Here is a 25,727-nt window from a genome sequence, read left to right as displayed (position 1 = left end):
CGCTGGCGGTCACGTCGCCAAACAGAAACCGCCAGCGTCCCCTACCAGCAATCCTACGGAAAGGAATTGCCATGTCGAACCATATCCAAGTCCCTGCTCAGTGTGTCGGCGGTCCGCCCTCCGGCAACGGGCCAACCCCCGAGCTGATCGTCCAGAAGCTTCGCGAGGCGCTGGGCGAGTTGCGCAAGCCGATCTCGCCGGAGACCAAGAATGGTTGGGCCCAAGGAACTTACGGGCTTCCATACGCATGCAAGTGCTTAGACGGTGCGCTGCGCTATGTGGTCACCTGGCGGAGCCGTGGTCGCACAGGGGACCAGCTCCACGAGGCGCTGCGACGTCAGGTCGCAGAGGTGATCGCCGACATCAAGGGCGTGGAGATAGTCGGGCATCCGGCTCCTTTCATCCACGCGTGGAATGACGAACAGGGGCGGGTATTCGCTGAGGTCGAGTCGGTACTTGAGCGGGCGATCCAGCATGTCGAGGCCTTCGCATGAAGCGCCTCCTGCTTACCGCAGCTGCTGGTGCCGTGATCGCCGGGGCGTGCTCGCCCCCCGCGCACGCCGATGATGCCAGTGACTACGCCGCCAGCTATGGCGGTCTTATCTGCAAACAGCTCGATGCGACTCCGACGCTGCCAGGGGTAACCCGTGTGGGTGTACTCGTTGCGGGGGAGGGTTTTTCGTCGTATGACGCGGGCCGCATCCTGCGGCTGTCGGTCAACACGTTCTGCCCGCGCCACACCGATCTGCTCCAGCGCTACATCGTGGCCGCTGGCGTCGCGCCGGGGAGGTCGGCATGAATCGCAGCCTCGAGCCACACGCCAGCCTCGCCGAGTACTTCGATGCGCTCGCCTACGGCAAGCACTCAAGCGCACTCACAAAATGCAGCCCGACCACGTACGAGCCGCGTCATAAGGAAGACCGGCGCGCAAGGGCCCTCACGGACTTCTTCACCGACCGCGATTGCCGCGAAGAGTCCAGCGCAGCAATCAAGGCGGGTGCGTGATGCCAGAGCCAACAAGGGCATTGCTCGAAATGGTCGCCGAGGTAGCCGACAAACTCGCAGACATCACGCCCCTGATCGATCCGAAGGACACGACCGGCGTCGGGCGTGCGTGGAGTCCCAACGGCTTGCGGCAATACGTGGCTGAGTGGACGAACAAGCTGGACGGCGACGCCGCGCTCATTGAGCAGCTGACGCAATGCATTGCCGGATTCCTCACCCAATCAACGCAATACGAACGGGTGGCACGAGAACGCGCGACGCCGCTCGCGTACCTGATCTACGCCAACTTCGACATTAAGCCCAAGGGGGGCAAGGCATGACAACCCTTGAGTACACCGAGCAGCTGGTAGTGGAGTGCTGCTGCAACTGCAGCATGGTCTTTGCCGTCCCGGCTGATTTCCAACGGCGCCGCAAGGAGGACCACGAGAGTTATCACTGCCCGGCTGGCCACGGTCAGCACTATTACGGCAAGACCGAGGCCGAGAAGCAGCGTGAGCGCGCCGAGCGGCTGCAGCGTCAGGTGGAGGCCCGCGAGGCCGACATCCGCATTGAGCAGCGTCGCCTGGAATCGGAGCGCCGCGCGCACTCCGCGACCAAGGGCCAGCTGACCAAGACCAAGAGGCGGATCGCGAACGGCGTGTGCCCTTGCTGCAACCGATCATTCGCCAATCTGGGGCGTCACCTGGCGGGCCAGCATCCCGAGTATCAGCAGCCAGGGGAGGGCCAGTGATCGAGCTGACCGTGCCGGTGTGCACTGTGCACCAGAAATTCAAACCGTGCCCGCCATGCGCGAAACAAGCTGCACGACTGCGGGTGCAGAACTGGACCGCCGTGGCGTGGCTGCTGCTGTTCACGGTGTTCTTCGTGGCCGTGTTGTGGTTTAAGTGCGGTGGCCAGTGACTGCCATCGAGGCCAAAGAGGCCGCTGAGCTGGTCGCGCGCATCGTCCGCGACGAGGTGCTGCAAGCAATGAAAACCCTTGTCACCGTGCGAACAATCGCACCGGAACGAACCCCGGAACTCGTCGCGATCACCTGTTCATTGCAGAGGGCGTACGACCAGCTGACCGTGAGTTTCGACCTGCTGGAAGGCCGTCGGTGATGACTTTGCAAACCATCCGCGAACCGGGATCGATTCTGCTGGGCATCGCCTGCATGCTGCGTGAAGAGACCGACATGGCAGAGCGGCTTCGTCTACTTAACGCGCGCGACTTGTTGTTGCGCGCCAGGGGTATTGAACCGCAAATCACAATCCTTGGAGAGGCATCATGACCGCATACAAGGGAGAGGTCTCCCAATTCAACACCGATGGAATCGTGATCACGGGCGACTTCACACCCGGGGACGTGATCACTCTGCGGCCCGGGGCCCGGATTGTGATCCTGACGGACGAGGACGCGGAGAGGTTCCTGTGAAATTCTCCGTGCGCTCCAGCGCGCTTGCGCCGGCAATCGCTTCTGTCGCAGCGGGGTTACCGCGTGCGGCCGATACTCCAACGCTGGCAGGGATCCTCGTTGAGCCGTTGATCGGGTCCGTGGCGCTGAGCAGCTACGACTACGAGCGGTCCATCCGCATGGAGGTCGCCGCCGACGTGGGAGAGGTCGAGGGCGCCGTGTTGGTCTCCGGCCGACTGCTCGCCACCATCGGGAAGCTGCTGCCTTCGGATGCCGAGGTTGCCTTGGAAGCCAAGGGCGGCACGCTCTCGGTCAGCTGCGGCAAGGCCTCTTTCGTGTTGCCGCTCATGGAGGCTCACTACTACCCGCAGCTGCCGCAGGTGGCCGAGGACCGCGTTGTCGGCTCGGTGATGGCTGCGGAGTTCAGCGCGGCGGTCGCGGCGGCGGCGCCATTCGCAGCGGGCGATCCTGCCCTGCATGAGTGGACGGCTGTGCACCTGGCCGCCACCGAGGCCTATCTCGAATTGACGGCTTGCGATAAGTGCTCGGTCATCGTCAAGCAGATTCCCTTCGACTTCGCCGCCGACGGGGTGAGGACCGTGGATGTTCCTGCTGGGCTCCTGGCCGACGCGGTGGGGCCCTGGAAGGGGTTCGACGGGTCCATCGAGTTGTCCTGGGATGAGAACCTATTCGCGCTATCAGGGGCCGGATCAACGTCAACGATGAGCATCCTGGCCTACCCCTATCCATCCGTGGAGACCGTCTATCCCAAGCAGGTCACCACGGCGTGCGAGGTGACCAAGAGTCACCTGGTGACGATGCTCAGCCGCGCTTCCGCATTCAGCTCGGGGGATTACGCCCGCATCGAGTTGTTCGCGAGCGAGGGCAGTCTCGCTGTTCAGAATCTGGGCGGCGATGGGCTCATTCGCGATGAGCTGACACCGCACAGGTTCTCGGGTGCTCCAGCCAAGGTCTCCATCAACGGGCGGCGTCTGGCGGCGGCTATCAAGGCTATCGACACCGACCGGATGACCTTGGGATTTAAGGGAATGCGTGTGGGCATCTACCCCGGAACTCCAGAGGTCGTGTTCGAGCGCACGGGTATATCACTGCCGCCCGAAGAGATGGCGGTAGCAGTCATGGGAATGGTGGGAGACAAGCAGTGACTTCTGTAATCGATGCGGCACATCTAGCCCGGCAGCGCGCATTTAGCCTGGCCACTTTCGGCCCCGGAGCTCGCACCAAGGGGGTGATCGACCACATCACCAAGGAACTGGATGAGATTCGGTCCGCTCCGGCTGATATCGCCGAGTGGGTGGATGTCATAATCCTGGCGCTCGACGGTGCCTGGCGAGCGGGTTGGGAGCCGCAACAGATCATCGACGCCATCGTTGAGAAGCAGGCTCGCAACGAGCAGCGCACGTGGCCCGACTGGCGTACCGCGGATCCGGACAAAGCTATTGAACATGTGCGAACGCCAGCAGGCGAGGCAACCCAGACCGCTGGGATAACTCGACGTAGGGACGCTGCTCAGGTGCTTGGGATTATCTCATGGGTTCGCAAGCAGCTCAAGAGGATCGAGGTCGATGCCAACGAGCGAGCCGAGGTCGAGTTCCCCGAGGAGAAGGTCAAGGGGCACGTTGTCATTGATGGCCAAAAGGTGGAGGTGTCATCGACCACGCGCGTGCAGCCAATCGCCAAGATCAAGGTGGAAGATCCAGACCGGCTAGCCCAGTGGGTGCAGAAGCGTTGGCCCACTGAGATTGTCCCCGCGGTGCGCACCTCGTTCCTCGCGCAGATGTCAGCGGACATGGCAGCCAATGACGGGTGCCTAGTCGATGCCGAGGGCGAGGTCTGCCCATGGGTGGGGCTGGAGCTGCCGAATGCCTACACCACGACTCGGCTACTTAAGGACGCCGACCAGCATCTCGCCGAACTACTGGGACGGCGCTCTCTGGCCGACCTCATCTGGTTCATCGAGAACGACGTCACCGTTCTCGACACGGAGGCGCAATCGTGACTCTGACTGTTCGCAAGCCCACGGGTGTGGTCCCGTTCCCGCTAGTGCTGATCGAAGGCCCGGAGAAGTCTGGGAAGACCTACGCCGCAGCACAGTTCACCGCGTCGGAGAATATCGGCCAGGCCTACTGGCTCGATCTCGGCGAGGACGCCGCCGACGAGTACTCAGTCATCCCCGGCGCCGACTACCTAATCATCGAACACGACGGCACCTGGCGCGACATCGTGCACCAGGTCGAGGAAGTGGCCAAACTCGCCAAGGCCGCGCATGCGGCCGGTGAGCCCCCGGTGGTGCTGGTCATCGACTCGATGACGAACGAGTGGACGTTTCTAAAGGATTGGGCCGATCAGCGCGCCAGGAACACGCCCTCGAATCGGGCGAAGCTGGCCAAAGACCCCGACGCCGAGATCAAGCCGTCAATGAACTTCTGGAACGACGTCAGCGAGCGGCACTACCAGCTGATGCGAATCCTGGTCTCATTCCCAGGGATTGTCATCATGACTGCCCGGGGCAAGGAAGTCGCCGAAGTCGAGGACGGCAAGCCAACCGGCAAGCGCGACTACCGCGTCGAGGGCCAGAAGGATCTTGCCTACGAGGCCACGGCCTGGGTGCAGCTCTCCCGCGAGCGGCCGCCCGTTGTCGTCGGGGTGCGATCACCCACCTACGGCGTGCGCCCGGGCGTTGATCAGCCCAAGTCGGTGAAGGACTTCTCGCTGGAGTGGCTGATCTTCGACGTGATGAAGCCGGGCATGTCCCCGCGCAAGACCACACCGTTGCAGGCCTCGGATGTTCCGCCGGCGCAGCAGATGAAGGAACAGCTGCGCGCGCTACTCGATGGCAGAGGCATCGACCTCAAATTGGCAGGGAAGTGGTTCAACGACGAGTACGGCGCAGACCTGAACTCCAGCACTGACCTGGAACAACTACACGCGACCCTCGACCACTTCTCGGCAGTGGAGATGGCCGATGCGTGATATTCGAATTGGCTCCCTATTCTCCGGCGCAGGCGGGCTGGACCTGGCGGTCGAGCACGTCACCGGTGGCCGCACCGTGTGGCACTGCGAACCCGACCCCGACGCATCGAAAGTGCTCGCCGCCCACTGGCCTGGCGTGCCCAACCTCGGAGACATCGCCGCGGTCAACTGGTCGCAGGTCGAACCCGTGGACATACTCTGCGGCGGGTTCCCCTGCCAGGACGTGTCCGCCGCCGGCCGACGTGCTGGTATCGCACCGGACACCCGATCTGGACTGTGGCTCGAGTATGCCGAGGCTATCAATCAACTACGACCGCAGCTCGTGGTCATCGAGAACGTCAGGGGTCTGCTCAGTGGATATGCCCATCGCGCAATGGAACCCGGAGGCGATGATCTGGCAAGCCGATCAAGTCGACCTGTTCTGCGAGCAGCGGGAGCCGTACTCGGAGACCTGGCCGACCTCGGGTATGACGCGCAGTGGACAACTATTGCCGCTTCCGATGTCGGGGCCCCTCACTGCCGTTTTCGGGTCATCTTTACTGCCCACCCCAAGGGCCAGCCGTGGCGCCTCGACCAGCGAGACTTGCGACGCACTACTGCCTACTCCGACGACGCAACCGCAGACGGGCAACGGTCACGCCAGGAACCTTGGAGCGGAGGTCAAGACGCTACTACCAACCCCTGGTGCGACGGATGGGACCAAGGGTGGTCCGAATCAACGGGGTTCGTCGGGCGACCTGATGTTGCCGTCGGCGGTGATGAGGCTGACCGAGTAGATCTGCTGCCAACCCCGACGGCCAGCCGGTATCCGAGCAATCGGTCACTAAGCCCGGGGGCGGCCGTGCGTCCGACCCTGGACTCGATCACGGACCTGCTGCCGACGCCAGGGGCATCCGATGGAAACGGTGGACGGGCTGCCAAGGCGACTGGCGGTGTGCGATCGTCTGGCGCCAAGCGCAGTGTGCCACTCACCGACTTACCGCTCCTGCTGCCGACGCCGAAGACCACTGATGGCCACCACTCGCCGCCTGCCGACCTGAATCGGAATCAACCTGGGCTACGGGCCATCACGGGGCTACTTCCGACACCCTGCGCATCCGACGCCACAGGCGGCGGCGCTCATCCGGACGGCCGCGAGGGACATTCACGCCAGCTGATCGACTACGCGCTACTCAACGGCACGCCACAGTGGGGCAAGTACGAGTCGGCCATCCGTCGCTGGGAGTCCATCACCCGCGAGGCGCCCTCACCGACCGAGCCTGGAGCCAAGGGCAATCCGCGCCTGGCGGCGACATTCTCCGAGTGGATGCAGGGCTGGCCGCTCGGATGGGTTACCGACATTCGTATTTCGCGTAGCGCCAAGCTGCGCATTATTGGCAACGGCGTGGTGACCCTGCAGGCCATCGCTGCGCTGTACTGGCTGCTCAGCGTTTCCGAGGTGGCCGCGTGACCCACTTGGCTAGCAGTTCACGGAGCACCGTCGACACGTCGCGCCCCTCAGCCTCAGCCTTGTTTTGGGCTGCACTCCATAGTTCGTCCCCGCAGCGGAAGTTGCGAAGTGGGGTTCCCTTCGACATGTCAGTCGACCACCTTGAGTCTGTATTCAGCGAATGCCCAGTCTCCATCTGGAAAGCGGATGATCAGGCCCACGGGTGCGCTGCTTTGTGCTGGCCCATCAGAGGGGAATTCGAGTGTTCCCACGAGCTTTTCACCTTCGTAGGTGGTGTGTTCGACGGTCTTGCCAAGGAACCGCTCAAGGTAGACGCGACCTTCGCGGGCGATGCGCGTCTGAGACAACTGAATGGTGGTCATGTACCCCTCCTCGTTGGGTGTACCCACACCCTAGCTCAGGTGTACCTACACCCGCAAGGGGGAGCCGCATGACCCCGCCCTACTACCAGGACCACTCTGTGACCCTCCACCACGGGGATGCGCTCAGTGTTGCAACGACGCTTGCCGATGGCTCTGTCGACTGCATCGTCACCAGCCCGCCCTACTTCGGACTCCGCAATTACCAGGTGGACGGCCAGTACGGCCTGGAGGATTCACCTGCTGAGTACGTCGAGACCATGCGCGCATTGTTCGCCGAGCTGCGACGCGTGCTCGCCGATGACGGAACCCTCTGGTTGAACCTGGGTGATAGCTACTCCTCGCGTGTGGCGACGCGCACCAGCTCACACCAGGACGGATTGTTCCCGGATCGCGCGGAGCCCCACAAGGATTGGAGACGAGACAAGGCCAACGGTTTGACCCGGATGCCCTCGGACTCCGGATTACCCGAGAAGAACCTCGTCGGCATACCGTGGCGCGTGGCGTTCGCGCTGCAGGATGACGGCTGGATTCTGCGCAACGACATCATCTGGAACAAGCCAAACGCCATGCCCGAGAGCGTGGCCGACCGTCTCTCTGGCCGCCATGAGCACGTGTTCCTGTTCTCCAAGTTGCGGCGCTATTGGTTCGATCTTGACCCGATACGGGACGCACACTCGGAGGCCTCGCGGGAGCGCACCCAGCCGCACCGTGCAGCGCCGGGAAAGTCCGCCCGACAAGGGCTCGGCTTTCCCGCTGGGGTCAATCCGCAGACTGCGCGACTAGATCAGGCGTTGCATCCGGTTGGTCGCAATCCTGGCGACGTGTGGGAGATCCCCACGCAACCCTTCCCTGGTGCGCACTTCGCGACCATGCCACCGAAGCTCGCTCAACGGTGTATCGCTGCCGGTTGCAAGCCGGGCGGCATAGTGCTCGACCCGTTCAGTGGCTCTGGCACAACAGGTATGGCAGCGCGGCACCTCGATCGCAAGTACGTCGGCATTGAACTCAACCGTGACTACCTCGATCTGTCACTGCGGACACGCTTTAGTCAACCGACATTCGACTTCGGGGCTGGCGCATGAAGCATGCCTTTTGTGACAGGTGCGGGCGCTATTGCGTCGTGCGAAACCACCGGGATTGCATGTGCCATGACTGCGAGCTGGGCATGAATTCGATTGCGGCAGCACTCAGGCCGCCGTGGGCGCGTCCGATGACCAGCGAGGAAGTCCAGCTGGCGTACACCTGGTTGTTGATCGATAGGCGGTCGGCCGCATGACGGCCGAGTTCACGGCCGTGGCGCTGCGGCTCATGCGTGAGCGCTCTGGAGGTCTTTGTGAGGTCCAGTGGCCCAATGTGTGTCAGGGCAGCGGCAGTCAGCTGGTTGGCCACCATCGACGGCCACGCGGCAACGGCGGCACCAAGCGCCAGTCATCGCGACTGGCAGCCAATGGGCTGATGGCGTGCACCTGGTGCCACACCTTCCTGGAGACCGGAGAACGTGGCCAGGCCCGCAAGCTCGGGTTCATTGTCGACCAGAACGCGGAGCCCGCGGACGTCCGGGTGTTCTACCGGCACGAGCTGCACGTACTGCTGCACAACGACGGAAACCTGGAGGCGGCATGAAATGCAAGAGGCCCAGCTGCCATCGGGCAGGTATCCGGCGCCGTCAAGGATTCTGCAATCCGCACTACAAACTCGCAGACCGCGGGTATGTCGACCCCGGGCCGGCGAGGGAGCACATCGCGCAGCTTCATTCCCTCGGGCATTCCTGGGTCGATATTGCTAAGCAGGCTGGTATCAGCCGCGCCGGTCTGGATCGAATCCGCGATGTGTCCTACCCGACGATGCTCAAGGTAACGGCTACCCGGATTCTCGCTATTCCCATGAGAGTTGGCGATACGGCGACTATCGACGCGACGGGGACGGTGCGGCGCCTGCGGGCACTGACGGCCATCGGCTGGCCAATCACGTTACTTGCTAAGGAGATTGGGATAACGCCCTCCACCCTGGAAAATCACGTCCATCGAACAACCGTAGCCACAAGCCGTGCCAGGCAGATCGCCGAGTTGTTCGGCCAGTTGCAGATGACTCCTGGTCCGTCGAATCGGTTGCGAACCCTCGCGCAGCAGAAGGGTTGGCACCCACCGTTCGCGTGGGACGAGGACTCCATCGATGACCCCAGCGCCATACCGGATCTCGGCGGCAAGTCGACATGGATGCAGGAGTACGAAGACCTCCAGTGGGTCTGCGACGACGACGAGCAGATCGCCGAAGCGATGGGCATCCAGCCGGACTCAGTGAAGACGCAACTACGACGGAAGGCCGCGGCATGACGGAGCAAGGCGTGAAGGACATGTCCACCGAGAATTGCCTCCACATCGCGCTCGACCCGACCGCCGCGTGCGACTTGCTGCAGTGTCGTGAGTGCGGAGAACTCCTGCCAGATCTGAGCGATGACGTGGACGATCTCGACACAGACGATGAGTTCGTAATGTGCCGCTGCTTTGGGGAGTTGACGCCTGCCGACAAGGCACGGCGCCTCGGATGTGACCAGCGCGGGGGATGTTCCGAACTACGTGACTCGATGGAGTTCTGATGGCGTCCGCACTGAAAACCGCTGAACTGCTGGCGCTTCTGCGTCGGCACTACATCAAGCCCGGACAGCCACTGCCTGGTGGGGTCTTCCTGCACGAGGTAGGCGGCAATGGCAGCTGGGGTGCCTCGGCGCGCGCGGATGCCATCTATGTTGGGTTCACGTCATCGAGCGGTCGCATCCTGGTTGGCCATGAGCTCAAGATCAGCCGCGCCGACTGGCTCAACGAGCTGAACAAACCGGGCAAGGCCGATCAGTGGGCCGATCAGTGTCATTCCTGGTGGCTGGTAGTGAGCGACCCGTCCATCGTCCAGGACGGCGAGCTTCCGCCCGGTTGGGGTCTGATGTCGCCGGGGAAGTCGAAGACCCGGATGTCCATACACACGCCGGCAGCGGTGAAGGCTGATCACACGCCCTCCTGGGATGCCATGCGCTCGATCGTGGCGCGCTACGACACCCTGCGCGCGCAGGAGATCCGGGAGACCGTGGCCAAACGCGCCGAGCAAGTCGATGCCGACCGCGAGAAGCTGATCGCGCGTGAGGTGGAGCGCCGGATCCGTGAGGCACCCGAGGCGGGCCCGGCGGCCGAACGACTCAAGATCCTCGAGGACACCATCGGCGCTCAGATCGACTGGAGCGACCGCGTCTGGACGCCCCGGAACAAGGTGGACTTGGAGTTCGTCGGCCGCCTCGGAAAGGCCGCGCTGGCGCTAGGTGGGCTCCAGGATGCATTGCTTCGCATAGGAAATCGGCACAACAGCACCGAATCCGTGCGGCGCCATCTAGACGAATACGACGCGAGTCTGGCCGAATTTATGGCCGCTGCTCAGCCTGAAATTGCGAATCAGGAGGGTGCCTAATGGCAAAGGATCACACGGGTATCAACCTCAGTGGCGGCAGACCCTCCGGGTGGCGCGAGACGGGCAAGACGGCCGACTGGTTCGTCTACGCCATGTACGAGTCGCAGGGGCGGGTGAAGGCACCCCTCTACGTGGGAGTGACCAAACAGCTCTACACACGCCTTGCGCAGCACCGGCGTCTTCAAGCGTGGTGGCCATTGGTTGGGCGCATCACCATCCAGCCCTTCGCTTGTCAGGAGGACGCCTACGAAGCCGAGGAGCGTCTGATCTACCTCCTGCGGCCACTGTTCAACAGCGTGAACAACATCCATACGCCGACGCCGGAGGTCCCCGAGTAATGCGCATCCGTTCCGTCAAGCCCGAGTATTGGCGCTCGGCAGATACCGCGGCGCTGGACTACTTCACCCGACTGTTCTTCATTGGGCTCTGGAACTACGTCGATGACAATGGGGTGGGGGAGGACAACCTGAACCTGATCCGCTCAGATCTGTTCCCGCGCGACGACATCGACACCGTCTCACTGATGATTCAGGGAGCGCTCACTGAGCTCTCAAGCAACGGTCACATCATCCGATACAGGCATGTAGTGAGTGGCCGACGCTACTTGAAGGTCATTGCCTGGCATCACCAGAAGATCAACCGCCCTTCTGCGTCCAATAAACCGCTACCCACCAGTGATGATGTTGAAATCACTGAGGATTCACTGAATGCTCACGGATCGATCACTGACGACTCACTGTGGGATCAAGGGATCAAGGGAGGGGATCAAGGGAAGGGGGGCGTCGCGAGCGAGTGCGGTGATGAGCCGTCAGTGAGTGGCTCCCCACCCGAGCGCTACGCGCCCCCACCCGAATCCTGCCCAAAGCATCCTGACGGAACCGAGAGTCCGTGCCGCCCGTGCAAGCGTCATCGCGAAGCGCGCCAACGCTGGGATGAAGAGCGAATTGTCCGCGAGAAGGCCGAACGGCAATCTGCCGTCGAACGGCGTCGCGACTGCGCCGAATGCGACAGCGCAGGTTGGCGTCTGGACTCTCCGGATGACTCGGCCGTGAAATGCACCCACGGCGCCGCGCCAGCCCTCCAGCTCGTCCACAGCGATGCGAACCATGGGAGGGCGGCCGGATGAGCCAGGAACAGCATTCTGCAGGTTCTACGGGCGTCCTGGAGCGTCCCAAGGTCGATATCGCCGGGATCGTCGGCGGTATGGGCGCGACATCCTGCCAGTGCCTGTTCGTCGTATGCCCGTGTCACGAGACTCGATGCGATCAGGAAGCGAAGTGGGCGGCCCGCATCCATGGCTGGGTTAGACGGGGTGACGCGGAGCACTACAAGGTCTACGACCTTTGTGATGACTGCAAGAAGCACATCGAGGAATCGGTACGACAGCTTGTCGGAACCGACGGTGCGTGCAGCTGCGGCATGACCGGAAAGTTGGTCTCGGACTACATCGGCCCGGTGATGCCGCTATGAGCTTCGAGGCGAAGTACCCGGGACGGTGTGGCGGCTGCGACAACCGGATTCATCCCGGCGAGGACGTGCACTACGAGGACGACGAGCTGGTTCATGACGACTGCCCCGGTGAGATCGGTGGACTCATTGAGGTTTGCCCGGACTGCTGGTGCATTCATCGGGGGGGGCGCGTGAGCGACTGGACAGACGCCGTCGATGGATTCGAAAGTCCCTTCCGCCAGGAGATGGACGTGCGCTCTGCGGCGATAAGCGCATGTGGCACCTACCGCTACGAACTCACTCGTAGATGGGATGACGGACCGCTTGTGGAGTTCATCATGCTGAACCCATCGACGGCTGATGGCACGGTTGATGACCCGACAATCCGCCGGTGCATCGGGTTCGCGCGGCGCTGGAGCTACGGCGGCATCACGGTGCGCAACCTCTACGCATACCGCGCCACTGACCCGACCGAGCTTGCGAACGCGCTAGATCCGATTGGGCCCGAGAACCGTGATCATCTGAGCCGCACCGACGCCGACCGCACGATCGTTGCCTGGGGTTCCCATCCGGCTGCGGTTGGCTGGTGGAGCGGATATCCATTCGGATGGCAGCGCAGTGTGATTCAGCGGCCAGCGCTGTTTTGCCTCGGTACTAACGCCAACGGCTCACCGAAACATCCGCTCTACGTCAGTGGTGCGACCCAACCGGTGCCGTATCGGCTGGAGCTGGCCTCATGAGCGACTACGAGGAAGACACCGGCCGTCCGGAGCGACCTGGCGCGTACGACGTGAACGACGCCATACGGCGCGACTGCCCGACCTGCGAAGCCGTCGCTGGCATCCGCTGCTACTTCCCGGGGACTAAGGCGCACAAGACCTTCCCGTGTCTCGGTCGACTAAAAGCAGGTGCGTGATGCCACAGCCGCGACGGGGCGCCTACAAGCCCAAGCAGAGCATCACGCTCCCGAAGTCGATTGCCCTGCGGGTCACATCGTTCTCAGGCGACCTGGATTGGCAAGGGCGTGCGCTATGCGCCCAGACCGATCCCGAGGCGTTCTTCCCTGAGAAGGGCGGATCCACCGCGCAGGCCAAGGCGATCTGTCGGGGCTGCGAGGTCGCCGCGGAGTGCGGCGAGTACGCACTCGCGCACGACGAACGGTTCGGGATCTGGGGCGGACTGTCTGAGCGCGATAGACGCAAAGTCAAGCGAGACAACAGTAGTGGCAATGGAAGGAAAGCGGGATGAAGACCAGTCCATGGATTGCCCTACTCGGGTGGATACCTCCGATCTGCCTCGTAGGTCTATTCGTGAACACCGACAAGCCTTGGGTTCACAGCGATTTCCTGTTCGATCTCGGCGGCAATACCTCTATCTTCTGGTGGCCCACGAGGCTGTACAAGCATCGAAAGCGGGGCGGTTTCTGATGACTAACGGTCCGGACAACCTGATAACCGTCGAATGCTCACGCCCTAATGAGCCGTACACCCTGCTTGAGACCGGCACCGTTTTGGATGTCCACCTAGCTGGTCCCGGCGCCCATGGCGGCACGGGTCCGTGCCTGTGCGGATTTGACCGGCATCGGCGCCAAAATGGGATCCACGTAGTCGGATTCAGCGTCGGTGGCGGCGTAACCGGCCCGGGCTACCGGCACCACCCGTGCGCGGAATGCGCCGCACTGGTCAATGGCCGCAAGATCAACGGGACGCACGCGCGCCTGTTCGACGCGGAGCTAGAGAGATGAAGGTCCCCGCAGCCGTCTCCCACCAAGCCCGAGAGCTCTGCTCCGAGTCCGACGAGCATCACGACCGTGTGTGGTTCTGCATGACGTGCAAGGCACTGGAATCCAGGTTGATGCCCATCGGTGAGTTCCTCAAAGGCCTAACTGATCTGAGCGTCACAGTGAGGCGGTGGCCCAGTGATTGACAACTCACCCGTTTTGCAAGCGATAGCCGAACTAGAAGCCAACCAGGACGACATCGATATAGCGGAGGTGACATATGGGCGCAACTGATCTCGACACGCTGGAGTCCGAGGTGGCGGCTGAGTACGCCCAGCTGGTGGCCGAACGCCTGCCGTCCAACCCGTTCAACCCGGATGACTGGTTTGAGGGGACCGACTGGTCGAACTTCGAGCGCAGCACTGAGCGCCGCGACGCCATTGGCCCTGAGTTTCCGCGAGAGCAGTGGGTGGTCTATCCGGGGAATCGCATGGTGATTCTTCTGTTGGTGCGTAACGTGATTCGGCTGGTCCGAGAGCAGCCCGACCACCCTAGGAGTGAGGAGTTGTTCCAACAGGTGTCGTTTCTGTTCGTGTACGGAGGAAAGGTGCGGATCGCGTGACCGAATGCACTCGCTGTGGAGAACGCTGCGAACTGTTCCTGTGCTGGAACTGCGGCAAGGCCATCCGCCGCCTTCTCGTCGGTGAGAAGGTGGCCCGCCGCAAGGGAACCGAGGCGCAGGGGGAGGAGCCGGGCATCATCTGGTACATGGACCGCCTCATGGAGTCGGCCTACCTGCAGACCCGCATGGGCTCGAGCAGTGTCCGCACGGCGCCTGATTCCATGCCACTACTCCCGGATAACCGGGCATCGAAGTTGCGCCACAACATCCATGCCGAACTAACCTCGTGGGTCAAGCAGATCACTGAGGGGCGTCGCATCCGGTTCCTGCCGCTGGAGTCGGCGGAGCCGGAGTTCATCGGTCCCTTGCGGCCCGGGTGGCGCCGCATCCCCGCTGACTACACGGCGACGAGTGCCGACATGGCGCGCTGGCTGGCCCACAACCTCCTGGCGATCATGTCCGAAGAGAACGCTGCCGAGCTCTACGACGGACTCGTAACGCTGACCAAGAAGGCGCACAGGGCCATCGACCGCCCCGAGCTCCAACTCTTCGGGGAGTGCTCGAAGCCGATGGGAGAGAGCGACGAAGGTGTGCCCCTGACGTGCGGAGTGAAGCTCTACGCCGAGAAGGGCGAGAGCGTCGTGGGATGCCCGCGGTGCCGATCGACGTACGGCGTCGATGAACTTCGCGAGGACATGCGCGCCCGGGCCCGCGATCAACCCATGACGGGGGCCGACGTGCTGCGCATGATGAAGCTCACCGGCGAGGCACCTCCGCCCTCGACGTTCTATAAGGTGCTGCACCGCGTCGTGCCGCGGTTGTATCTGCACGCCGACGGCCAACGTAACCAGCACCGGACACCAGGCTGCAAGGAGCTCTACGCCTACGACGATGTGATGGCCAAGCTCCGCGAGAAGGAAACGGAGAAGCCCACTCATCGTCGGCGGGAGCGTAGGCGGGCGAGCGCCTGATTTGGTCCTCAGTGCGCCGCGGATGGGCGGGTGGCTGGGGTATTTGCTGAATGTCGGGCGACTTCCGCGGGTCTGGCATAAACTGCGACTGTTATCGGGGCAGCAAGGGCGCCCGGTCGTTAGAGGGGTTGGGGCAAATAGATGACAGACTTTTCGGCCAGTGGTGACTATGTTGCCCAGCGGTTGTTGAAGACTGGCGACGGAGGCGAAGTCAAGGTGGGGCTTGGTACTCCCTATCTCTCCGATTCAGCCGAAGGTGGATGGTTCTGCAAGTTCAGCGTTGAGGGCCCGGGGTTTGATCCACTGGTGTCGCTGGCCTTCGGTGTCGACAGCGTCGATGCAATCACCTCAGCACTCGCCGTCATTGGAGATCTCGCTCAGCGTTTCGGCCCAGGGCTACGGCTCGAGACCGGCGAGGAGCCGGGCTTCCTTCGGACGAAGGACCTGACCTTCCGGGCAGCTCGCATGTCGGAAGTAGAAGGCGATTCTGGTTGCTGTGGTTCTCACGCCGAAGATGAAATTGATCTGGAGAGTGTTGCCAACCCTCCAGATGACGACGATTTCTGTTTGCACCGGTACGAGAGGGCCGTCCGTGCGTGCCTTGGCTTGACTGAGCCTGCATACACCAGGTGCGTCAGGATTGCGCACAACCACTACTTGGGATGCTTAGAGCGTCCGCGCCCGGTGTGATGAGTACTGGACGTTTCTCACTGGAAGTAACCGGCACATATGCCGAGAAGGTAGCGATTACCTACACCGCTGCAGGTGGCGGCGACACCGTTCTTGCGAACCTGCCGTGGTCGCAGGAGGTCGAGCCCGATGAGCGTTGGGGAATCAGTCTTGGTGCCAGCCACGAGAAGAGAGAGCTCGGCGAGTTGACGTGCCGAATCTTGCGTGACGGCCAGGTGATTGCAGCGATGACGAACAACGGCCTGATCAAGTCAACATCAAATGTCAGATGCAGTGTCACCTACGGAGTCTTTCCCGGCGGGTGGATCATGACCGACGGCTAGCGCTTTTCCGGGGAGTCAGTACGAGGGGGGCGTGGCAATGACGCTATGTCCGTTCGAGATCCGCACGGCTGTAAATCGAACCTATACCTTCGGCGTTCGTGTCGATGCGGATACCGGCACGGGCCGCGGCGTCCAGGATGTCCCATCGCCCGAGCAACGCCGCCTTCCCCTGATCTTGCAACGAGTCCAGATCACCGCCCTTGGCAAGCCCCCATGCCGCGGCGCGCGCTAGCTCGGCCAACTCGCTGGCCGCGGTTGTGTCAGCACCCGACTGAGAGATCACAGCAGCGGCGTCACTCAACCCTTGCGCCCTGCCTTGTGCGTATCCAGTGGCGTAACTTGCATCGCCCTGATCCATCGCGGTTCGACGAGCGGAATCGGCGGCAGCCTCGGCCAGTCTTGAAATTTCCTCAAGCATCTTGCCTAATCTCCTTGCGCTCGGACTATGTCTAGCAGTGCCAAGCCGCCTGCCAGTGGTGATCCGTCGGATTGCGAGGATTTGCTCTCCGGGTGGCCCCGACCCGAGCGTAAATCACGCGCTTGTAATTAGTGCTCTGGCCTCGTAGAATACGGATAGCAGTAGCGCAACTATCCCCAAAATAGGTCGCTGACCTGCAGTAATCTCCCCGACCCCGTCTGTTTCGTCAGGCGGGGTCTTTTCGTCTCGTGGCGGCCCTATCTACATGGCTTGCCGGGGAGCCGCAGTCAGATCTAGTATCGAACATGTGTTCGAGTGGCGTGTGCACAAGGCGATCGCTGAGTGTGTCGCGGCCACCCCAAACTTGTTGAGTTCGATCACCGTCGAGAAGTTCACCGAAGAGCGGCGCCACGGGGTGCACTCACAGGAGCTGGTGGCCGAGCTCATCGCGTCGGTACTCCCGGATGGTCTGAAAGTTCGGGGATACCAGATAGTTGAGCTGCCCGCGGTGGAGCGAGATCAGTACGGCACCTACTCGGTGCGCGTCCCGATCGTCGGCCAGCCCTGGGCCGACGGCGAGATCCGAATCCGCCACACACCCAAGGGTGATCAGGCCTCGATCTTCGGGGTGTCGTCGCCCTTCTCGGTCGATGACCTGCAGGCTCTCGCGGCGGCACTCCTGGCCGTGCACGCATTCTGCAAGGCCTACAAGCCGGGCTGAGCGCGCCGGGCGTCAAACCGGTTCATTGCCATGGTTGTACCGCTTCCGGCAAGGCCGTCCCATGACGCCGACCTATTTCGGACGAGGACGGACCTGCGTCCGGCGCCTCACCCACCAAACCCCAGGAGGCAATGTGCCCGCCACGCACTCCGCGGTCGTCAACATCGACTGCCCGCGCTGCAACGACGTCATCGAGTGCACCGGTCTCATCGACGGCGTGGGGCAGATCAAGCCACAGCCCGACGGCACCGCGACCACCGAATACGACGTGCGCGTACCGGATCTCGCGCAGCACTTCTCCGCGCACTACAACGCCAAGCACTGACCATGGACGACGCGCGTAGAGCCGCGTACGCCAAGATCGATGAAGGTGTCCGCGAACTCACTGCCGTCACCGAGGCCGAGACCGACGACGGCGTGCGCTACACACCCACCGATTACGTGCTCATCGTCGGCGCGCAGGGTATCGATGACGAGGGCGATCGCGTTGGATACGTCAGCGTCTATCCGCAACACGGATCTCAGCCGACGTACATCACCACCGGATTGCTCTCGCAAGCCCAGGAGTTCCTGTCGTCAGCGCGCGTTGTGGACTGACGATGGGCGAGGGAGCCATAGCCTTTGTGCATCATGGCCGGGCCTCGATCTTGCTGGCGATGGCGTTGATATCCCCAGCGATCTGACGAAGTAGGAAGTATTGGGCGATCTCAATGTCACTAAGGTCGCCCGCCAACTCCGAGACCTTGAATTTGTGTTCCGCAATCTCGATGAATTCCGGTAGTGCCATGTGCACGTCCTTCCCGTGGCTGATGTCTGACAGCACCATCCAAGTGGGTCTTGCCCAATCCGCGTGGGTGATTTGTGAATACGGCCCCTGTCGTCAACGGCGGTTGGGCGCAAGAGGGGGCGCTGATGCCAAGAGCGCCGCGTCCGTGTCCAGTGCCTGGATGTCCCAACCTGATCCGCTTCACCCGCTACTGCCCTGAGCACACCGAGGCGTGGAGCGGGCCACGCACAGCGTCCAGTCGGGTCACCAGTCAGCGCCGTTGGAGAGAGCTGGTCCCGAAGATCCTGGACCGAGACCGCTATCGCTGCCGCATCCAGTACGAGGGGATCTGCATGGGGCGAGCCACTGTGGTGGACAAGGAGCAGCCCGCCTCGCGCCGGCCAGATCTCGCGTTCGATCCGAAGAACCTGCGTGCTGCGTGCCAGCCGTGCAATGACCACAAGGCCAGAACTGAGGACCGGGGCTGAGGCAGAGGCAGGTACCAGTACAGCCATTCCATCCTTGTCATCGACGGGTATTGGCGAGAATGCACCTCGTGCCAACGCCTCCTCCACTTCCGCCTCCTCCACTTCCGCCTGCGCTACCGATGCCGACATCATCGCCAACCCAGACAATCGTGGTGAATCTTCCGCCCGAGGTCATGGACAAACTTGGACCCCATCAGTCGACTTGGTTCACGCAGCCGATCGCCACAGTCGTCGCCGCGACTATCGCCCTGCTTGCGGCAGCGATCGCATATCACGGGCTTAGGTCTCAGCTGGCGGCGACCGCGAGGGAAGCGCGAAACGATCGAGAAGCGGCGGCAGAGTTGGCCCGCAAAGCCAGACGAGCCGAGCTTGAGCTAGCGCGAAACGTCCAGCGACAAGCACTCATCGAAGCCGCGGTGACTCTCCTGCATGATATCCACACCACCTCTATGGCGGGCGGTACCAACCCGGAGAGGGCCGAGGACTCCGAGTTCAGAGGGGACTTCGACTCAATGATGGTGAAGGCATATGTCGTCGTTGAGCAGATGCGAGTCAGTGGCCTCGAAAGCAGTGCCGCAGCCCTATTGGATTTTCTGCGAACCTCCCTCGGCCACTTCGAGACTGGCGAACCATCAAGTAAAGAGACATTCGAGATCCGCAAGAAGTTCTTCGAGACCCTGCGTGATGAACTTGACTCCGCCGCTGTGGATTGATTGACAGATGGTGGAACGTTGCAATGGACGCGGACGGGCATGGGTACCACTAACCCCAGGGGGTCCACCCCCTCCCCGGGTCACCTTGGACAGCCGTAACGCTCTGTGAAATCCGCCGTGTACGGATCCCCACATTTTCCGGACATGCACAGATCGCGCGCATTCGCCTGTCGCGCAACGACATTCCCGACATGGGAGTCAACCATCCTGACATAGGAGTTCAGTCATGCCACGTCAGCCCAAAGACCCCTCACTGCGCGCTCGGCGGAACACGTCAACTACTCGCGCAGTACTCAAGGCCCAGGCCAACCCGACCATCCCGGAGCTGCCGAAGGGCAGGTGGCACCAGCAGGTGCAGGACTGGTGGACGCGGGCGTGGTCCTCGCCAATGGTTCCGGAGTGGACCGAATCGGACATCGACTCGCTGTACATGGTCGCCCGGCTGATGCAGCTGTTCTGGCATTCGGGCACCTTGCCGAACGAGTGCAAGGCGCTGGCCGCCGAGATCCGGCAGCTGCTTTCGCAGTGCGGATTGACGCCGATGTCGCGCCGGTCGCTGCAGTGGGAGATTGAGCGCGGCGAAGGTGCGGCGCAGTCGACGGCCCAGCGCCGGGCCGCCAGCAAGGCTCCCGCCAAGAAGGCGCCGGCCAAGCCCGATCCTCGTGTCGCGCGGGCGAATCTGCACGTCGTGTAACGGCTTGCGTTGGAACTGATTGTCCCGCCGGATACCGGCGAGCTGTTCCCCACATTGGGGGATCAACTGTGCGACTTCCTCGAAGAACGTGCGTGCCATGGCCCAGGTGATCTCAAGGGTGAGCCGATCACCCTTGCCGAGGACTGGCGGTATGTGCTCTACCGGCTCTACGAGCACTGGCCCAAGGGCCATCGGCGCGCTGGCCGGCGCCGGTTCAAGCGCGGTGCGGTGTCGTGGCGCAAGGGCTCGGCCAAGACCGAGTTCATGGCCCTGGTCGCCTATCTCGAGTTGCACCCGGAATCACCGGTGCGGTTCAACGGCTTCGATGAAGACGCGCCATGTGGTCTGGCTCAGGGACGCCCGGTGGTGGATCCGTACATACCGCTGCTGGCCAACACTAAGGACCAGGTCGAAGAGCTGGCCTACGGTGCGCTCAAGGTCATCTGCGAAGAGTGTGTCGATGCCGACGTGTTCGACGCCGCGCTCGATCGCATCCTACGAATCGGTGAGGACGGCAAGGCTGACGGTAAGGCCGTCGCCCTGGCGAACGCACCGAACTCGAATGACGGAGGCCGCACGACCTTTCAGGGCTATGACGAGACCCACCGGCTGTACCTGCCGAACCACAAGGCGGCCATCCAGACGATGGAAGCCAACCTGGGCAAGCGTATGGCCCAAGATCCCTGGTCGCTGTCCACGACGACGGCCGGCGAGCCAGGGCAGAACTCGCAGGCCGAGGATGACCACTTTCTCGCGGAGGCAATCAAGCGCGGCGAGGTAGAGCGCCCCCGCATGTTCTATTTCCATCGGCAAGCGTCCGACGGTTGGGATCTCGACAAGTTCGAGGACCGGGTAGAGGCGATCCGGGAGGCCTCCGGTCCCGAGCTCTCCGCACGTACCGATCTGGAGGACCTTGCGGCCCAGTGGGACGATCCCAAGGCGGACAAGGCCTACCTCGAGCGAGTATGGACCAACCGGTGGACCCAGCAGGGCGCCCAGGCATTCAACATCCGGCGCTTCAAGGCGCTCGGGCTACCTGGGATTTGGATCCCGCGGCGCGCGTTCGTCACGCTGGGGTTCGACGGCGCGCGGTTCCGCGACGCAACCGGGTTGGTTGTCACCGACGTCCGTTCTGGCATGCAGCAGAAAGCGTACTTGTGCGAGAAGCCCCTCGATGCCCCCGCCGAGTGGGAAGTCGATGAGAGGGAAGTCGACGCCGCGGTCTGCGAAGTGTTCAAGACGTGCCGAGTGCTGTTGATGTACGCCGATCCGCCGCACTGGAATTCGACCATCGGGGACTGGGCGGTCCGATACGGCGAGAGCCGGATCACCAAGAGGCCGATTGTCCAGGAATTCTGGACCAACAAGCAGGACCGGATGATCAAGACGATCCAGGCCTATGGGGATGCCATTGTCACAGGCCGGATCACGCACAACGAAGACGATGAAGGCGATCTCGTGCGCCACGTCGGAAACGCCGGAAAGCACTTCCTGAATCGTCAGGACCTGGAGACCGGAAAACAGCTCTGGATTCTGGGGAAGCTGCACCGGGACCGCAAGTTCGACCTCTGCATGGCATCCATCTTGTCTTGGCAGGCCCGGATGGAAGTGTTCGGACTGGTCAAGCCAACTAAGCGTGTGATATCGCGAATTCGATAGAAGGGGTGAGGATTTGGACACCGAGCTCACCCCGAGCCAGTGGTTTACCCGGCTCAACGCGAGATTTACCGCGGTCATGCGTCAGCCCTGGCTGGACAAGCGGCCACGCCCGAATGACGGCCGGTGCGGGGGCGTGCAGCGATACCGGCTGCCCCGCAACCAGGTTCTCGACACCCTGTGGTCCTACCGGACCGGTGATCCGCCGCTGCCGCAGGTGGCCGAGGAGTACCAAGAAGTCTTCCGCGATGTGATGCGCAAGGCGCGCTCGAACTATGCGCCGATGTGTGTCAACGCGATGCTCGACCGCATGGAACTGCAAGCGGTTTCAACCCTTGCCGATTCGGACACCAATGGCGATGACGTGGCCGCCCAGATCATGGAGGACTCGGGTTTCCTAGCCGTCTTCAAGGACCTACTCGACTTCGTCTTCTCCATGGCCGAGGGCTACGCCATGACAGTTCCAGGCCATCCGTACCCGACAATCCACGCCATCGACCCACGCCGGTGCGTCGGCATCCCCGATCCAGAGAACCCGATACGGCTGTGTGCGGCCATTGTGCGCGAATGGGATCCGATCAAGGAGCAGCACAAGGCGTACGTGTTCCTGCCCGGCCAAAAGTGGACCTTCCGGATGGAAGGCAACGCCTGGAACGACACGCCCGACCCGGAATTCGAGCCGATCGAAGGGTTGGACGAATTCGGTGGTATCCCCATCGTCCGATTCGACAACGCCTTGGGGCTGGGGGAGTACGAACCCCACATCGACCTACTGGACCGCATCAACGATGTCACCCTGCAGCGCATCATCGGCTTCTGGTACCAGGCCCTACGCCAGCGCGCCATCAAGGGCGACCAGGATGACGACGATGATGACGAGCCGGGTACCGAACCGGCCGACCTGAGCAAGGTGTTCAGGGCCGATCCCGGCTCGCTCTGGCAGATCCCGTCCGACTTCGATATCTGGGAGTCGGCACAATCGGACTTCGGGGCATTCCTCAATGCCAAGCGCGACGATGTCAAGGAATTCGCCGCGGTCACCAGCACTCCACTGCACCTGATTACCCCGGATGCCGCGAATGGCTCCGCCGCCGGCGCGGGCCTGATTCGCGAGTCCGCCACCTCCAAGGTGCGCGATCGTCGCGCCCGGCTCACACCGTCGCTAAAACTGCTATGGCGCATCACGTTCGCGCTCTCCAAGCAGGACCGGGGATCTGCCATCAAGCTGCACTGGGGCCCGATCGAATTCCGCACCTTGGCCGAGAAGGCGTCCGCGTCCTCGCAGTCGATTGGAACCCTGTCATTGGAGCAGCGATGCGAACGCATCTGGGAGATGTCCCCGGAGGAGGCGGCAGAGAACATCAGCCAGCTCGCCGCCGAACTCATCTTGCTCCCCAACGCTCCCACCACGCCCACCGTGCCGGCGCCACAAGCCGACCAGACGGCGGCCAATGCCCCTGCCGCCTGACTACCAAGACGCGGTGGCACTGGCGGCCGCGGCATACGCCGCGCAGCAAGCCAAGCCACAGTCCGAGACAGTCCTAGCTGTGGCCACAGCGGCCTCCACGAGCACGATCGCCGTACGCGAGAGAGCTGCCGACTACGCCAAATCGGTACTGCGTCGATTGTGGGCATCGACCAACCCCTACAGCGACAAATCGGTGCGAGACTTCGCCATCCAGGCCGCCAAGGTCATGCGATCCGCACAGACCGCATCAGCGCGGGGAGCAGCAGCCGGCATCGCCCAACAGCTCGCCTCGATGGGGCTGCCGACCAAGGCGCAGCCATCCAATCCGCTCAATGTGCGCGCACGAGGCGTGCAGGTCCGCGGCGGCGCCCTAACGCTGGTGCGTGAGCCCAGCACAATCGAGTACTCCAACGGCACGACAGCTGAAGTATCGGTGCAAGAGATGACGACCGAGGAGATCTTCACCCGACCCGCGGTGGGATTCCGCTGGATCGAATCCGAGGGTGGCGCGCGCGAGGACGCGGCGCGCGAATCCGGGCTGCGGATCGACACGCTGGTAGAGGACAACCTGATGCTCGCCCAGCGGTTGGCGCAGGCCGAAATGATCGCCCAGGCGGTCGACCTCGACAATCTCGGCAAGTCCAAGATCATTGGTACCCGCCGGATTATCCATCCTGAGCTGTCCAGTACCGGAACCTGCGGCCTGTGCATCGCGGCCGCCGACCGGATCTACCGCGTCACCGAGCTGCTGCCTATCCACAACAAATGCAAATGCACCTACGGCGTCGTCACCGAAGACTTCGACCCCGCCGAACAGCTGAACTCCATGGACCTGTCGCAGCTGTACGACGACGCCGGCGGAACCTCTGCCGCCCACCTCAAGCGCACGCGCTACCAGGTTGACGAGCACGGCGAACTCGGCCCAGTGCTCGTGCCCATCAAGGCGTACAAGCCACGCGACGCCAAGAAACGCGCTGCGCAGGCGAACTCGTCCGGTGCCAACAGGTCTGAGACCAAGGCGCAGGTCGCCCAGCGTCTTCTACCGGGCCTGGAGCACAGCCTTGCGGACCTGACCGCCAACGGCGCTGCCGAGAACTCGCCCGCGGTGGTCTACCACCGCACGCAGATCGCCAAGTTGCAACGCGATCTCACGGCATAGCGCCGCAAAGACTTCCACCGCACCGGTGGTCGACCCGTCATGGGTTCCAATTCCCGACATGGGGAGTCATGTTGTCCGATCTACCGATCCATCCATTCACTCACGTACAAGCAATCGGCTTCACCAGCCGTGGTCCGGTGTGGCCCGTCATGGGCGGCTCCGAAGACGGCGATGGAGAAGGCGGTGCAGAGGGCGGCGCCCAGTCTGGCCAAAACGGTTCGCAAGGCGGCTCCGACAAGGGGTTCCCGGAGAGCACGCCAGTCAGCCAAATGACCGACGCGCAGCAGGCTGCGTACTGGAAGCACCACTCGCGCAAGCACGAGGGCAAAGCCGAGGCGTTCAACGCACTTGGCCTAACCCCCGAGCAGATCCAGCAGTTGCAGCAGCGCAACACCGAGCTGGAGAAAGCGCAAATGGACGCCAGTGAGCTCGCGCTCAAGGAGGCCACCGACAAGGCGGCCGCCGAAGCACGCGCGGCCACCGAGGCGGACTGGAAGCCCAAACTCCTGGCGAGTCAGCTCAAATCCGCGGCATCGCAGGTGCTTTCCGGAGAGCAGCTCAACGAGTGGTTGGACAGTGTCGACCCCAGCAAGTTCATCGGGGAGAACGGCGAGATTGACGAATCCAAGGTGATGGGGAAACTCACCGCCATCTTCGGCCAGAAGCAGGAACAGCGACAGCAGCGGTCCTGGGGCCAATTCAACACCGGGCATCAATCCACAGATACGCCCGGAGCAGCCGGACGGGCCGCCGCCGAAAAGCGGTTCCCCTCCAAAACCTAAGGAAGGTGAGACATGTCTACCGACATCTCGATGCAGACGACGAATTACCAGGTCGGTAATCGTCAGTGGCTCTTGGATGAGCCCGACTACAAGCCCAACGTGACCCTCGATATCTCGAAGTTCACCCAGGGCACTCATTTCCCCAACGGATACATTCCGTCGGGCACCGCGATCGGAAAGCTCACTGCCGGTGGGCTGTTCGCCCCCTACGACAACGCGGCATCGGACGGAAGTGAAGTCCTCTACGGCTTCACCTACGCCGATGTGCGCGCGGTCCGCCCGAACGGGTCGATTGCGACCAAGGTCGGAACCGGAGCTGTTGTCTGCGGCGCCGTCTCGGTGGCCAAGCTGCCGTTCCAGACCGGCAAGGGCTCGGTCGACGCGAACGGCAAGGCCGACACACCCACCATCCGCTACGAAGCCTGACAGGA

43 protein-coding genes are annotated in these 25,727 nt (G+C 62.8%); 38 read left to right on the top strand and 5 right to left on the bottom strand.

From position 1 onward, the window contains the following. Positions 1 to 71: 71 nt before the first annotated feature. From AC5Y5C_RS20070 to AC5Y5C_RS20010, 13 genes are read left to right on the top strand one after another with little or no spacing between them, the layout of a single operon-like run. Entirely contained in the window at positions 72 to 494 is a 423-nt protein-coding gene (locus AC5Y5C_RS20070; protein ID WP_499975665.1) for a DUF6197 family protein, read from the top strand. Beyond that, the gene (locus tag AC5Y5C_RS20065; protein ID WP_499975664.1) at positions 491 to 799 is read left to right on the top strand and encodes a DUF732 domain-containing protein; all 309 of its coding nucleotides are present in this window, start codon (positions 491 to 493) and stop codon (positions 797 to 799) included. The genes AC5Y5C_RS20070 and AC5Y5C_RS20065 overlap by 4 nt, the downstream gene beginning before the upstream one ends. After that, complete coding sequence (locus AC5Y5C_RS20060) at positions 796 to 1,005, top strand: hypothetical protein (protein WP_499975662.1); 210 nt, start codon at positions 796 to 798, stop codon at positions 1,003 to 1,005. Before AC5Y5C_RS20065 ends, AC5Y5C_RS20060 begins: the two co-directional genes overlap by 4 nt. Further along, positions 1,005 to 1,325 carry a hypothetical protein gene (locus AC5Y5C_RS20055; RefSeq protein ID WP_499975661.1) on the top strand — a complete coding sequence of 107 codons (321 nt, stop codon included), beginning with the start codon at positions 1,005 to 1,007 and terminating at the stop codon, positions 1,323 to 1,325. The genes AC5Y5C_RS20060 and AC5Y5C_RS20055 overlap by 1 nt, the downstream gene beginning before the upstream one ends. After that, positions 1,322 to 1,735 carry a hypothetical protein gene (locus AC5Y5C_RS20050; RefSeq protein ID WP_499975658.1) on the top strand — a complete coding sequence of 138 codons (414 nt, stop codon included), beginning with the start codon at positions 1,322 to 1,324 and terminating at the stop codon, positions 1,733 to 1,735. Before AC5Y5C_RS20055 ends, AC5Y5C_RS20050 begins: the two co-directional genes overlap by 4 nt. Continuing rightward, positions 1,732 to 1,905, top strand: coding sequence for a hypothetical protein (locus tag AC5Y5C_RS20045; RefSeq protein ID WP_499975657.1), 174 nt, complete (start codon positions 1,732 to 1,734; stop codon positions 1,903 to 1,905). The genes AC5Y5C_RS20050 and AC5Y5C_RS20045 overlap by 4 nt, the downstream gene beginning before the upstream one ends. Beyond that, entirely contained in the window at positions 1,902 to 2,105 is a 204-nt protein-coding gene (locus tag AC5Y5C_RS20040) for a hypothetical protein (protein WP_499975656.1), read from the top strand. The genes AC5Y5C_RS20045 and AC5Y5C_RS20040 overlap by 4 nt, the downstream gene beginning before the upstream one ends. Then, positions 2,105 to 2,275, top strand: a complete 171-nt coding sequence (locus AC5Y5C_RS20035) for a hypothetical protein (RefSeq protein WP_499975654.1) — start codon at positions 2,105 to 2,107, stop codon at positions 2,273 to 2,275. The genes AC5Y5C_RS20040 and AC5Y5C_RS20035 overlap by 1 nt, the downstream gene beginning before the upstream one ends. Then, positions 2,272 to 2,418 carry a hypothetical protein gene (locus AC5Y5C_RS20030; RefSeq protein WP_499975653.1) on the top strand — a complete coding sequence of 49 codons (147 nt, stop codon included), beginning with the start codon at positions 2,272 to 2,274 and terminating at the stop codon, positions 2,416 to 2,418. The genes AC5Y5C_RS20035 and AC5Y5C_RS20030 overlap by 4 nt, the downstream gene beginning before the upstream one ends. Beyond that, complete coding sequence (locus AC5Y5C_RS20025) at positions 2,415 to 3,563, top strand: hypothetical protein (RefSeq protein ID WP_499975651.1); 1,149 nt, start codon at positions 2,415 to 2,417, stop codon at positions 3,561 to 3,563. The genes AC5Y5C_RS20030 and AC5Y5C_RS20025 overlap by 4 nt, the downstream gene beginning before the upstream one ends. Beyond that, on the top strand, positions 3,560 to 4,417 hold the full coding sequence (locus tag AC5Y5C_RS20020; protein ID WP_499975649.1) for a dATP/dGTP pyrophosphohydrolase domain-containing protein: 858 nt from the start codon (positions 3,560 to 3,562) through the stop codon (positions 4,415 to 4,417). The genes AC5Y5C_RS20025 and AC5Y5C_RS20020 overlap by 4 nt, the downstream gene beginning before the upstream one ends. Beyond that, positions 4,414 to 5,391, top strand: a complete 978-nt coding sequence (locus tag AC5Y5C_RS20015; protein ID WP_499975647.1) for an AAA family ATPase — start codon at positions 4,414 to 4,416, stop codon at positions 5,389 to 5,391. Before AC5Y5C_RS20020 ends, AC5Y5C_RS20015 begins: the two co-directional genes overlap by 4 nt. Then, a complete protein-coding gene (locus AC5Y5C_RS20010; RefSeq protein WP_499975645.1) occupies positions 5,384 to 6,841 on the top strand; it encodes a DNA cytosine methyltransferase in 1,458 nt (485 codons plus the stop codon). Before AC5Y5C_RS20015 ends, AC5Y5C_RS20010 begins: the two co-directional genes overlap by 8 nt. 128 nt (positions 6,842 to 6,969) lie before the next feature. Here the strand turns inward: AC5Y5C_RS20010 and AC5Y5C_RS20005 are convergent, their stop codons facing one another. Continuing rightward, positions 6,970 to 7,203 carry a hypothetical protein gene (locus tag AC5Y5C_RS20005; protein ID WP_499975644.1) on the bottom strand — a complete coding sequence of 78 codons (234 nt, stop codon included), beginning with the start codon at positions 7,201 to 7,203 and terminating at the stop codon, positions 6,970 to 6,972. Between the two features lie 68 nt (positions 7,204 to 7,271). On the opposite strand from AC5Y5C_RS20005, the gene AC5Y5C_RS20000 reads away from it, so the two are divergent. The 8 genes from AC5Y5C_RS20000 (at position 7,272) to AC5Y5C_RS19965 (ending at position 12,126) form a co-directional block, all read left to right on the top strand. Beyond that, the gene (locus tag AC5Y5C_RS20000) at positions 7,272 to 8,285 is read left to right on the top strand and encodes a DNA-methyltransferase (protein WP_499975642.1); all 1,014 of its coding nucleotides are present in this window, start codon (positions 7,272 to 7,274) and stop codon (positions 8,283 to 8,285) included. A gap of 190 nt (positions 8,286 to 8,475) precedes the next feature. Beyond that, complete coding sequence (locus AC5Y5C_RS19995) at positions 8,476 to 8,826, top strand: hypothetical protein (protein WP_499975640.1); 351 nt, start codon at positions 8,476 to 8,478, stop codon at positions 8,824 to 8,826. Beyond that, positions 8,823 to 9,536: a DNA-binding protein gene (locus AC5Y5C_RS19990; protein WP_499975638.1), complete on the top strand. Its 714-nt coding sequence runs from the start codon at positions 8,823 to 8,825 to the stop codon at positions 9,534 to 9,536. The genes AC5Y5C_RS19995 and AC5Y5C_RS19990 overlap by 4 nt, the downstream gene beginning before the upstream one ends. After that, on the top strand, positions 9,533 to 9,799 hold the full coding sequence (locus AC5Y5C_RS19985; protein ID WP_499975636.1) for a hypothetical protein: 267 nt from the start codon (positions 9,533 to 9,535) through the stop codon (positions 9,797 to 9,799). The genes AC5Y5C_RS19990 and AC5Y5C_RS19985 overlap by 4 nt, the downstream gene beginning before the upstream one ends. Next, positions 9,799 to 10,656, top strand: coding sequence for a hypothetical protein (locus AC5Y5C_RS19980; RefSeq protein WP_499975634.1), 858 nt, complete (start codon positions 9,799 to 9,801; stop codon positions 10,654 to 10,656). Before AC5Y5C_RS19985 ends, AC5Y5C_RS19980 begins: the two co-directional genes overlap by 1 nt. Further along, positions 10,656 to 10,994 (top strand): GIY-YIG nuclease family protein, encoded by a 339-nt coding sequence (locus AC5Y5C_RS19975; RefSeq protein ID WP_499975632.1) that lies wholly within the window; start codon positions 10,656 to 10,658, stop codon positions 10,992 to 10,994. The genes AC5Y5C_RS19980 and AC5Y5C_RS19975 overlap by 1 nt, the downstream gene beginning before the upstream one ends. Then, positions 10,994 to 11,782 (top strand): hypothetical protein, encoded by a 789-nt coding sequence (locus AC5Y5C_RS19970; RefSeq protein WP_499975630.1) that lies wholly within the window; start codon positions 10,994 to 10,996, stop codon positions 11,780 to 11,782. The genes AC5Y5C_RS19975 and AC5Y5C_RS19970 overlap by 1 nt, the downstream gene beginning before the upstream one ends. Continuing rightward, positions 11,779 to 12,126: a hypothetical protein gene (locus tag AC5Y5C_RS19965; protein ID WP_499975628.1), complete on the top strand. Its 348-nt coding sequence runs from the start codon at positions 11,779 to 11,781 to the stop codon at positions 12,124 to 12,126. Before AC5Y5C_RS19970 ends, AC5Y5C_RS19965 begins: the two co-directional genes overlap by 4 nt. Here AC5Y5C_RS19965 and AC5Y5C_RS19960 read toward each other — a convergent pair. Then, positions 12,099 to 12,284: a hypothetical protein gene (locus AC5Y5C_RS19960; RefSeq protein ID WP_499975626.1), complete on the bottom strand. Its 186-nt coding sequence runs from the start codon at positions 12,282 to 12,284 to the stop codon at positions 12,099 to 12,101. The two genes, AC5Y5C_RS19965 and AC5Y5C_RS19960, sit on opposite strands and share 28 nt — an antisense overlap. A 12-nt stretch (positions 12,285 to 12,296) precedes the next feature. Here AC5Y5C_RS19960 and AC5Y5C_RS19955 point away from each other — a divergent pair, with 12 nt between their 5' ends. Both AC5Y5C_RS19955 and AC5Y5C_RS19950 read left to right on the top strand, forming a co-directional pair. Then, on the top strand, positions 12,297 to 12,845 hold the full coding sequence (locus AC5Y5C_RS19955) for a DUF1643 domain-containing protein (RefSeq protein WP_499975625.1): 549 nt from the start codon (positions 12,297 to 12,299) through the stop codon (positions 12,843 to 12,845). Between the two features lie 175 nt (positions 12,846 to 13,020). Then, complete coding sequence (locus tag AC5Y5C_RS19950; protein ID WP_499975623.1) at positions 13,021 to 13,353, top strand: WhiB family transcriptional regulator; 333 nt, start codon at positions 13,021 to 13,023, stop codon at positions 13,351 to 13,353. A 274-nt stretch (positions 13,354 to 13,627) separates the two neighbouring features. Here the strand turns inward: AC5Y5C_RS19950 and AC5Y5C_RS19945 are convergent, their stop codons facing one another. Further along, complete coding sequence (locus AC5Y5C_RS19945) at positions 13,628 to 13,816, bottom strand: hypothetical protein (protein ID WP_499975622.1); 189 nt, start codon at positions 13,814 to 13,816, stop codon at positions 13,628 to 13,630. A gap of 289 nt (positions 13,817 to 14,105) precedes the next feature. On the opposite strand from AC5Y5C_RS19945, the gene AC5Y5C_RS19940 reads away from it, so the two are divergent. The 4 genes from AC5Y5C_RS19940 to AC5Y5C_RS19925 all read left to right on the top strand — a co-directional run bounded on the left by AC5Y5C_RS19940 (position 14,106) and on the right by AC5Y5C_RS19925 (position 16,431). After that, entirely contained in the window at positions 14,106 to 14,447 is a 342-nt protein-coding gene (locus AC5Y5C_RS19940; protein WP_499975621.1) for a hypothetical protein, read from the top strand. Continuing rightward, entirely contained in the window at positions 14,444 to 15,418 is a 975-nt protein-coding gene (locus tag AC5Y5C_RS19935) for a hypothetical protein (protein WP_499975620.1), read from the top strand. Before AC5Y5C_RS19940 ends, AC5Y5C_RS19935 begins: the two co-directional genes overlap by 4 nt. A 141-nt stretch (positions 15,419 to 15,559) precedes the next feature. After that, positions 15,560 to 16,108, top strand: coding sequence for a DUF6968 family protein (locus AC5Y5C_RS19930; protein WP_499975618.1), 549 nt, complete (start codon positions 15,560 to 15,562; stop codon positions 16,106 to 16,108). Beyond that, positions 16,108 to 16,431, top strand: a complete 324-nt coding sequence (locus AC5Y5C_RS19925; RefSeq protein WP_499975616.1) for a hypothetical protein — start codon at positions 16,108 to 16,110, stop codon at positions 16,429 to 16,431. The genes AC5Y5C_RS19930 and AC5Y5C_RS19925 overlap by 1 nt, the downstream gene beginning before the upstream one ends. A gap of 43 nt (positions 16,432 to 16,474) precedes the next feature. Here the strand turns inward: AC5Y5C_RS19925 and AC5Y5C_RS19920 are convergent, their stop codons facing one another. After that, positions 16,475 to 16,849 (bottom strand): hypothetical protein, encoded by a 375-nt coding sequence (locus AC5Y5C_RS19920; protein ID WP_499975614.1) that lies wholly within the window; start codon positions 16,847 to 16,849, stop codon positions 16,475 to 16,477. 307 nt (positions 16,850 to 17,156) lie between these two features. Here AC5Y5C_RS19920 and AC5Y5C_RS19915 point away from each other — a divergent pair, with 307 nt between their 5' ends. The 3 genes from AC5Y5C_RS19915 to AC5Y5C_RS19905 all read left to right on the top strand — a co-directional run bounded on the left by AC5Y5C_RS19915 (position 17,157) and on the right by AC5Y5C_RS19905 (position 18,167). Next, a complete protein-coding gene (locus tag AC5Y5C_RS19915; RefSeq protein ID WP_499975613.1) occupies positions 17,157 to 17,570 on the top strand; it encodes a hypothetical protein in 414 nt (137 codons plus the stop codon). A 133-nt stretch (positions 17,571 to 17,703) separates the two neighbouring features. Then, a complete protein-coding gene (locus tag AC5Y5C_RS19910; RefSeq protein ID WP_499975610.1) occupies positions 17,704 to 17,895 on the top strand; it encodes a hypothetical protein in 192 nt (63 codons plus the stop codon). Between the two features lie 2 nt (positions 17,896 to 17,897). After that, the gene (locus AC5Y5C_RS19905) at positions 17,898 to 18,167 is read left to right on the top strand and encodes a DUF7213 family protein (RefSeq protein ID WP_499975608.1); all 270 of its coding nucleotides are present in this window, start codon (positions 17,898 to 17,900) and stop codon (positions 18,165 to 18,167) included. A gap of 31 nt (positions 18,168 to 18,198) precedes the next feature. Here the strand turns inward: AC5Y5C_RS19905 and AC5Y5C_RS19900 are convergent, their stop codons facing one another. Beyond that, on the bottom strand, positions 18,199 to 18,357 hold the full coding sequence (locus AC5Y5C_RS19900) for a hypothetical protein (protein WP_499975606.1): 159 nt from the start codon (positions 18,355 to 18,357) through the stop codon (positions 18,199 to 18,201). 125 nt (positions 18,358 to 18,482) lie between these two features. On the opposite strand from AC5Y5C_RS19900, the gene AC5Y5C_RS19895 reads away from it, so the two are divergent. The 8 genes from AC5Y5C_RS19895 to AC5Y5C_RS19860 all read left to right on the top strand — a co-directional run bounded on the left by AC5Y5C_RS19895 (position 18,483) and on the right by AC5Y5C_RS19860 (position 25,722). Then, positions 18,483 to 18,824 (top strand): HNH endonuclease, encoded by a 342-nt coding sequence (locus AC5Y5C_RS19895; protein WP_499975605.1) that lies wholly within the window; start codon positions 18,483 to 18,485, stop codon positions 18,822 to 18,824. A gap of 149 nt (positions 18,825 to 18,973) precedes the next feature. Next, a complete protein-coding gene (locus AC5Y5C_RS19890; protein ID WP_499975601.1) occupies positions 18,974 to 19,537 on the top strand; it encodes a hypothetical protein in 564 nt (187 codons plus the stop codon). 226 nt (positions 19,538 to 19,763) lie between these two features. Beyond that, positions 19,764 to 20,231 (top strand): phage terminase small subunit, encoded by a 468-nt coding sequence (locus AC5Y5C_RS19885; protein WP_499975599.1) that lies wholly within the window; start codon positions 19,764 to 19,766, stop codon positions 20,229 to 20,231. Positions 20,232 to 20,240: 9 nt separating this feature from the next. Beyond that, positions 20,241 to 21,890 (top strand): terminase large subunit domain-containing protein, encoded by a 1,650-nt coding sequence (locus AC5Y5C_RS19880; protein ID WP_499975596.1) that lies wholly within the window; start codon positions 20,241 to 20,243, stop codon positions 21,888 to 21,890. Between the two features lie 13 nt (positions 21,891 to 21,903). Next, positions 21,904 to 23,355 (top strand): phage portal protein, encoded by a 1,452-nt coding sequence (locus AC5Y5C_RS19875; protein ID WP_499975594.1) that lies wholly within the window; start codon positions 21,904 to 21,906, stop codon positions 23,353 to 23,355. Beyond that, positions 23,339 to 24,514 (top strand): hypothetical protein, encoded by a 1,176-nt coding sequence (locus AC5Y5C_RS19870; RefSeq protein WP_499975590.1) that lies wholly within the window; start codon positions 23,339 to 23,341, stop codon positions 24,512 to 24,514. The genes AC5Y5C_RS19875 and AC5Y5C_RS19870 overlap by 17 nt, the downstream gene beginning before the upstream one ends. A 68-nt stretch (positions 24,515 to 24,582) precedes the next feature. Beyond that, positions 24,583 to 25,296, top strand: coding sequence for a hypothetical protein (locus AC5Y5C_RS19865; RefSeq protein ID WP_499975587.1), 714 nt, complete (start codon positions 24,583 to 24,585; stop codon positions 25,294 to 25,296). Positions 25,297 to 25,308: 12 nt separating this feature from the next. After that, positions 25,309 to 25,722: a head decoration protein gene (locus tag AC5Y5C_RS19860; RefSeq protein WP_499975586.1), complete on the top strand. Its 414-nt coding sequence runs from the start codon at positions 25,309 to 25,311 to the stop codon at positions 25,720 to 25,722. Positions 25,723 to 25,727 lie beyond the last annotated feature (5 nt).

Source organism: Mycobacterium sp. NGS15, assembly GCF_059813245.1.
Note: the sequence above shows the minus strand (reverse complement) of the source record. Positions and strands in the feature narration are given on the sequence as shown.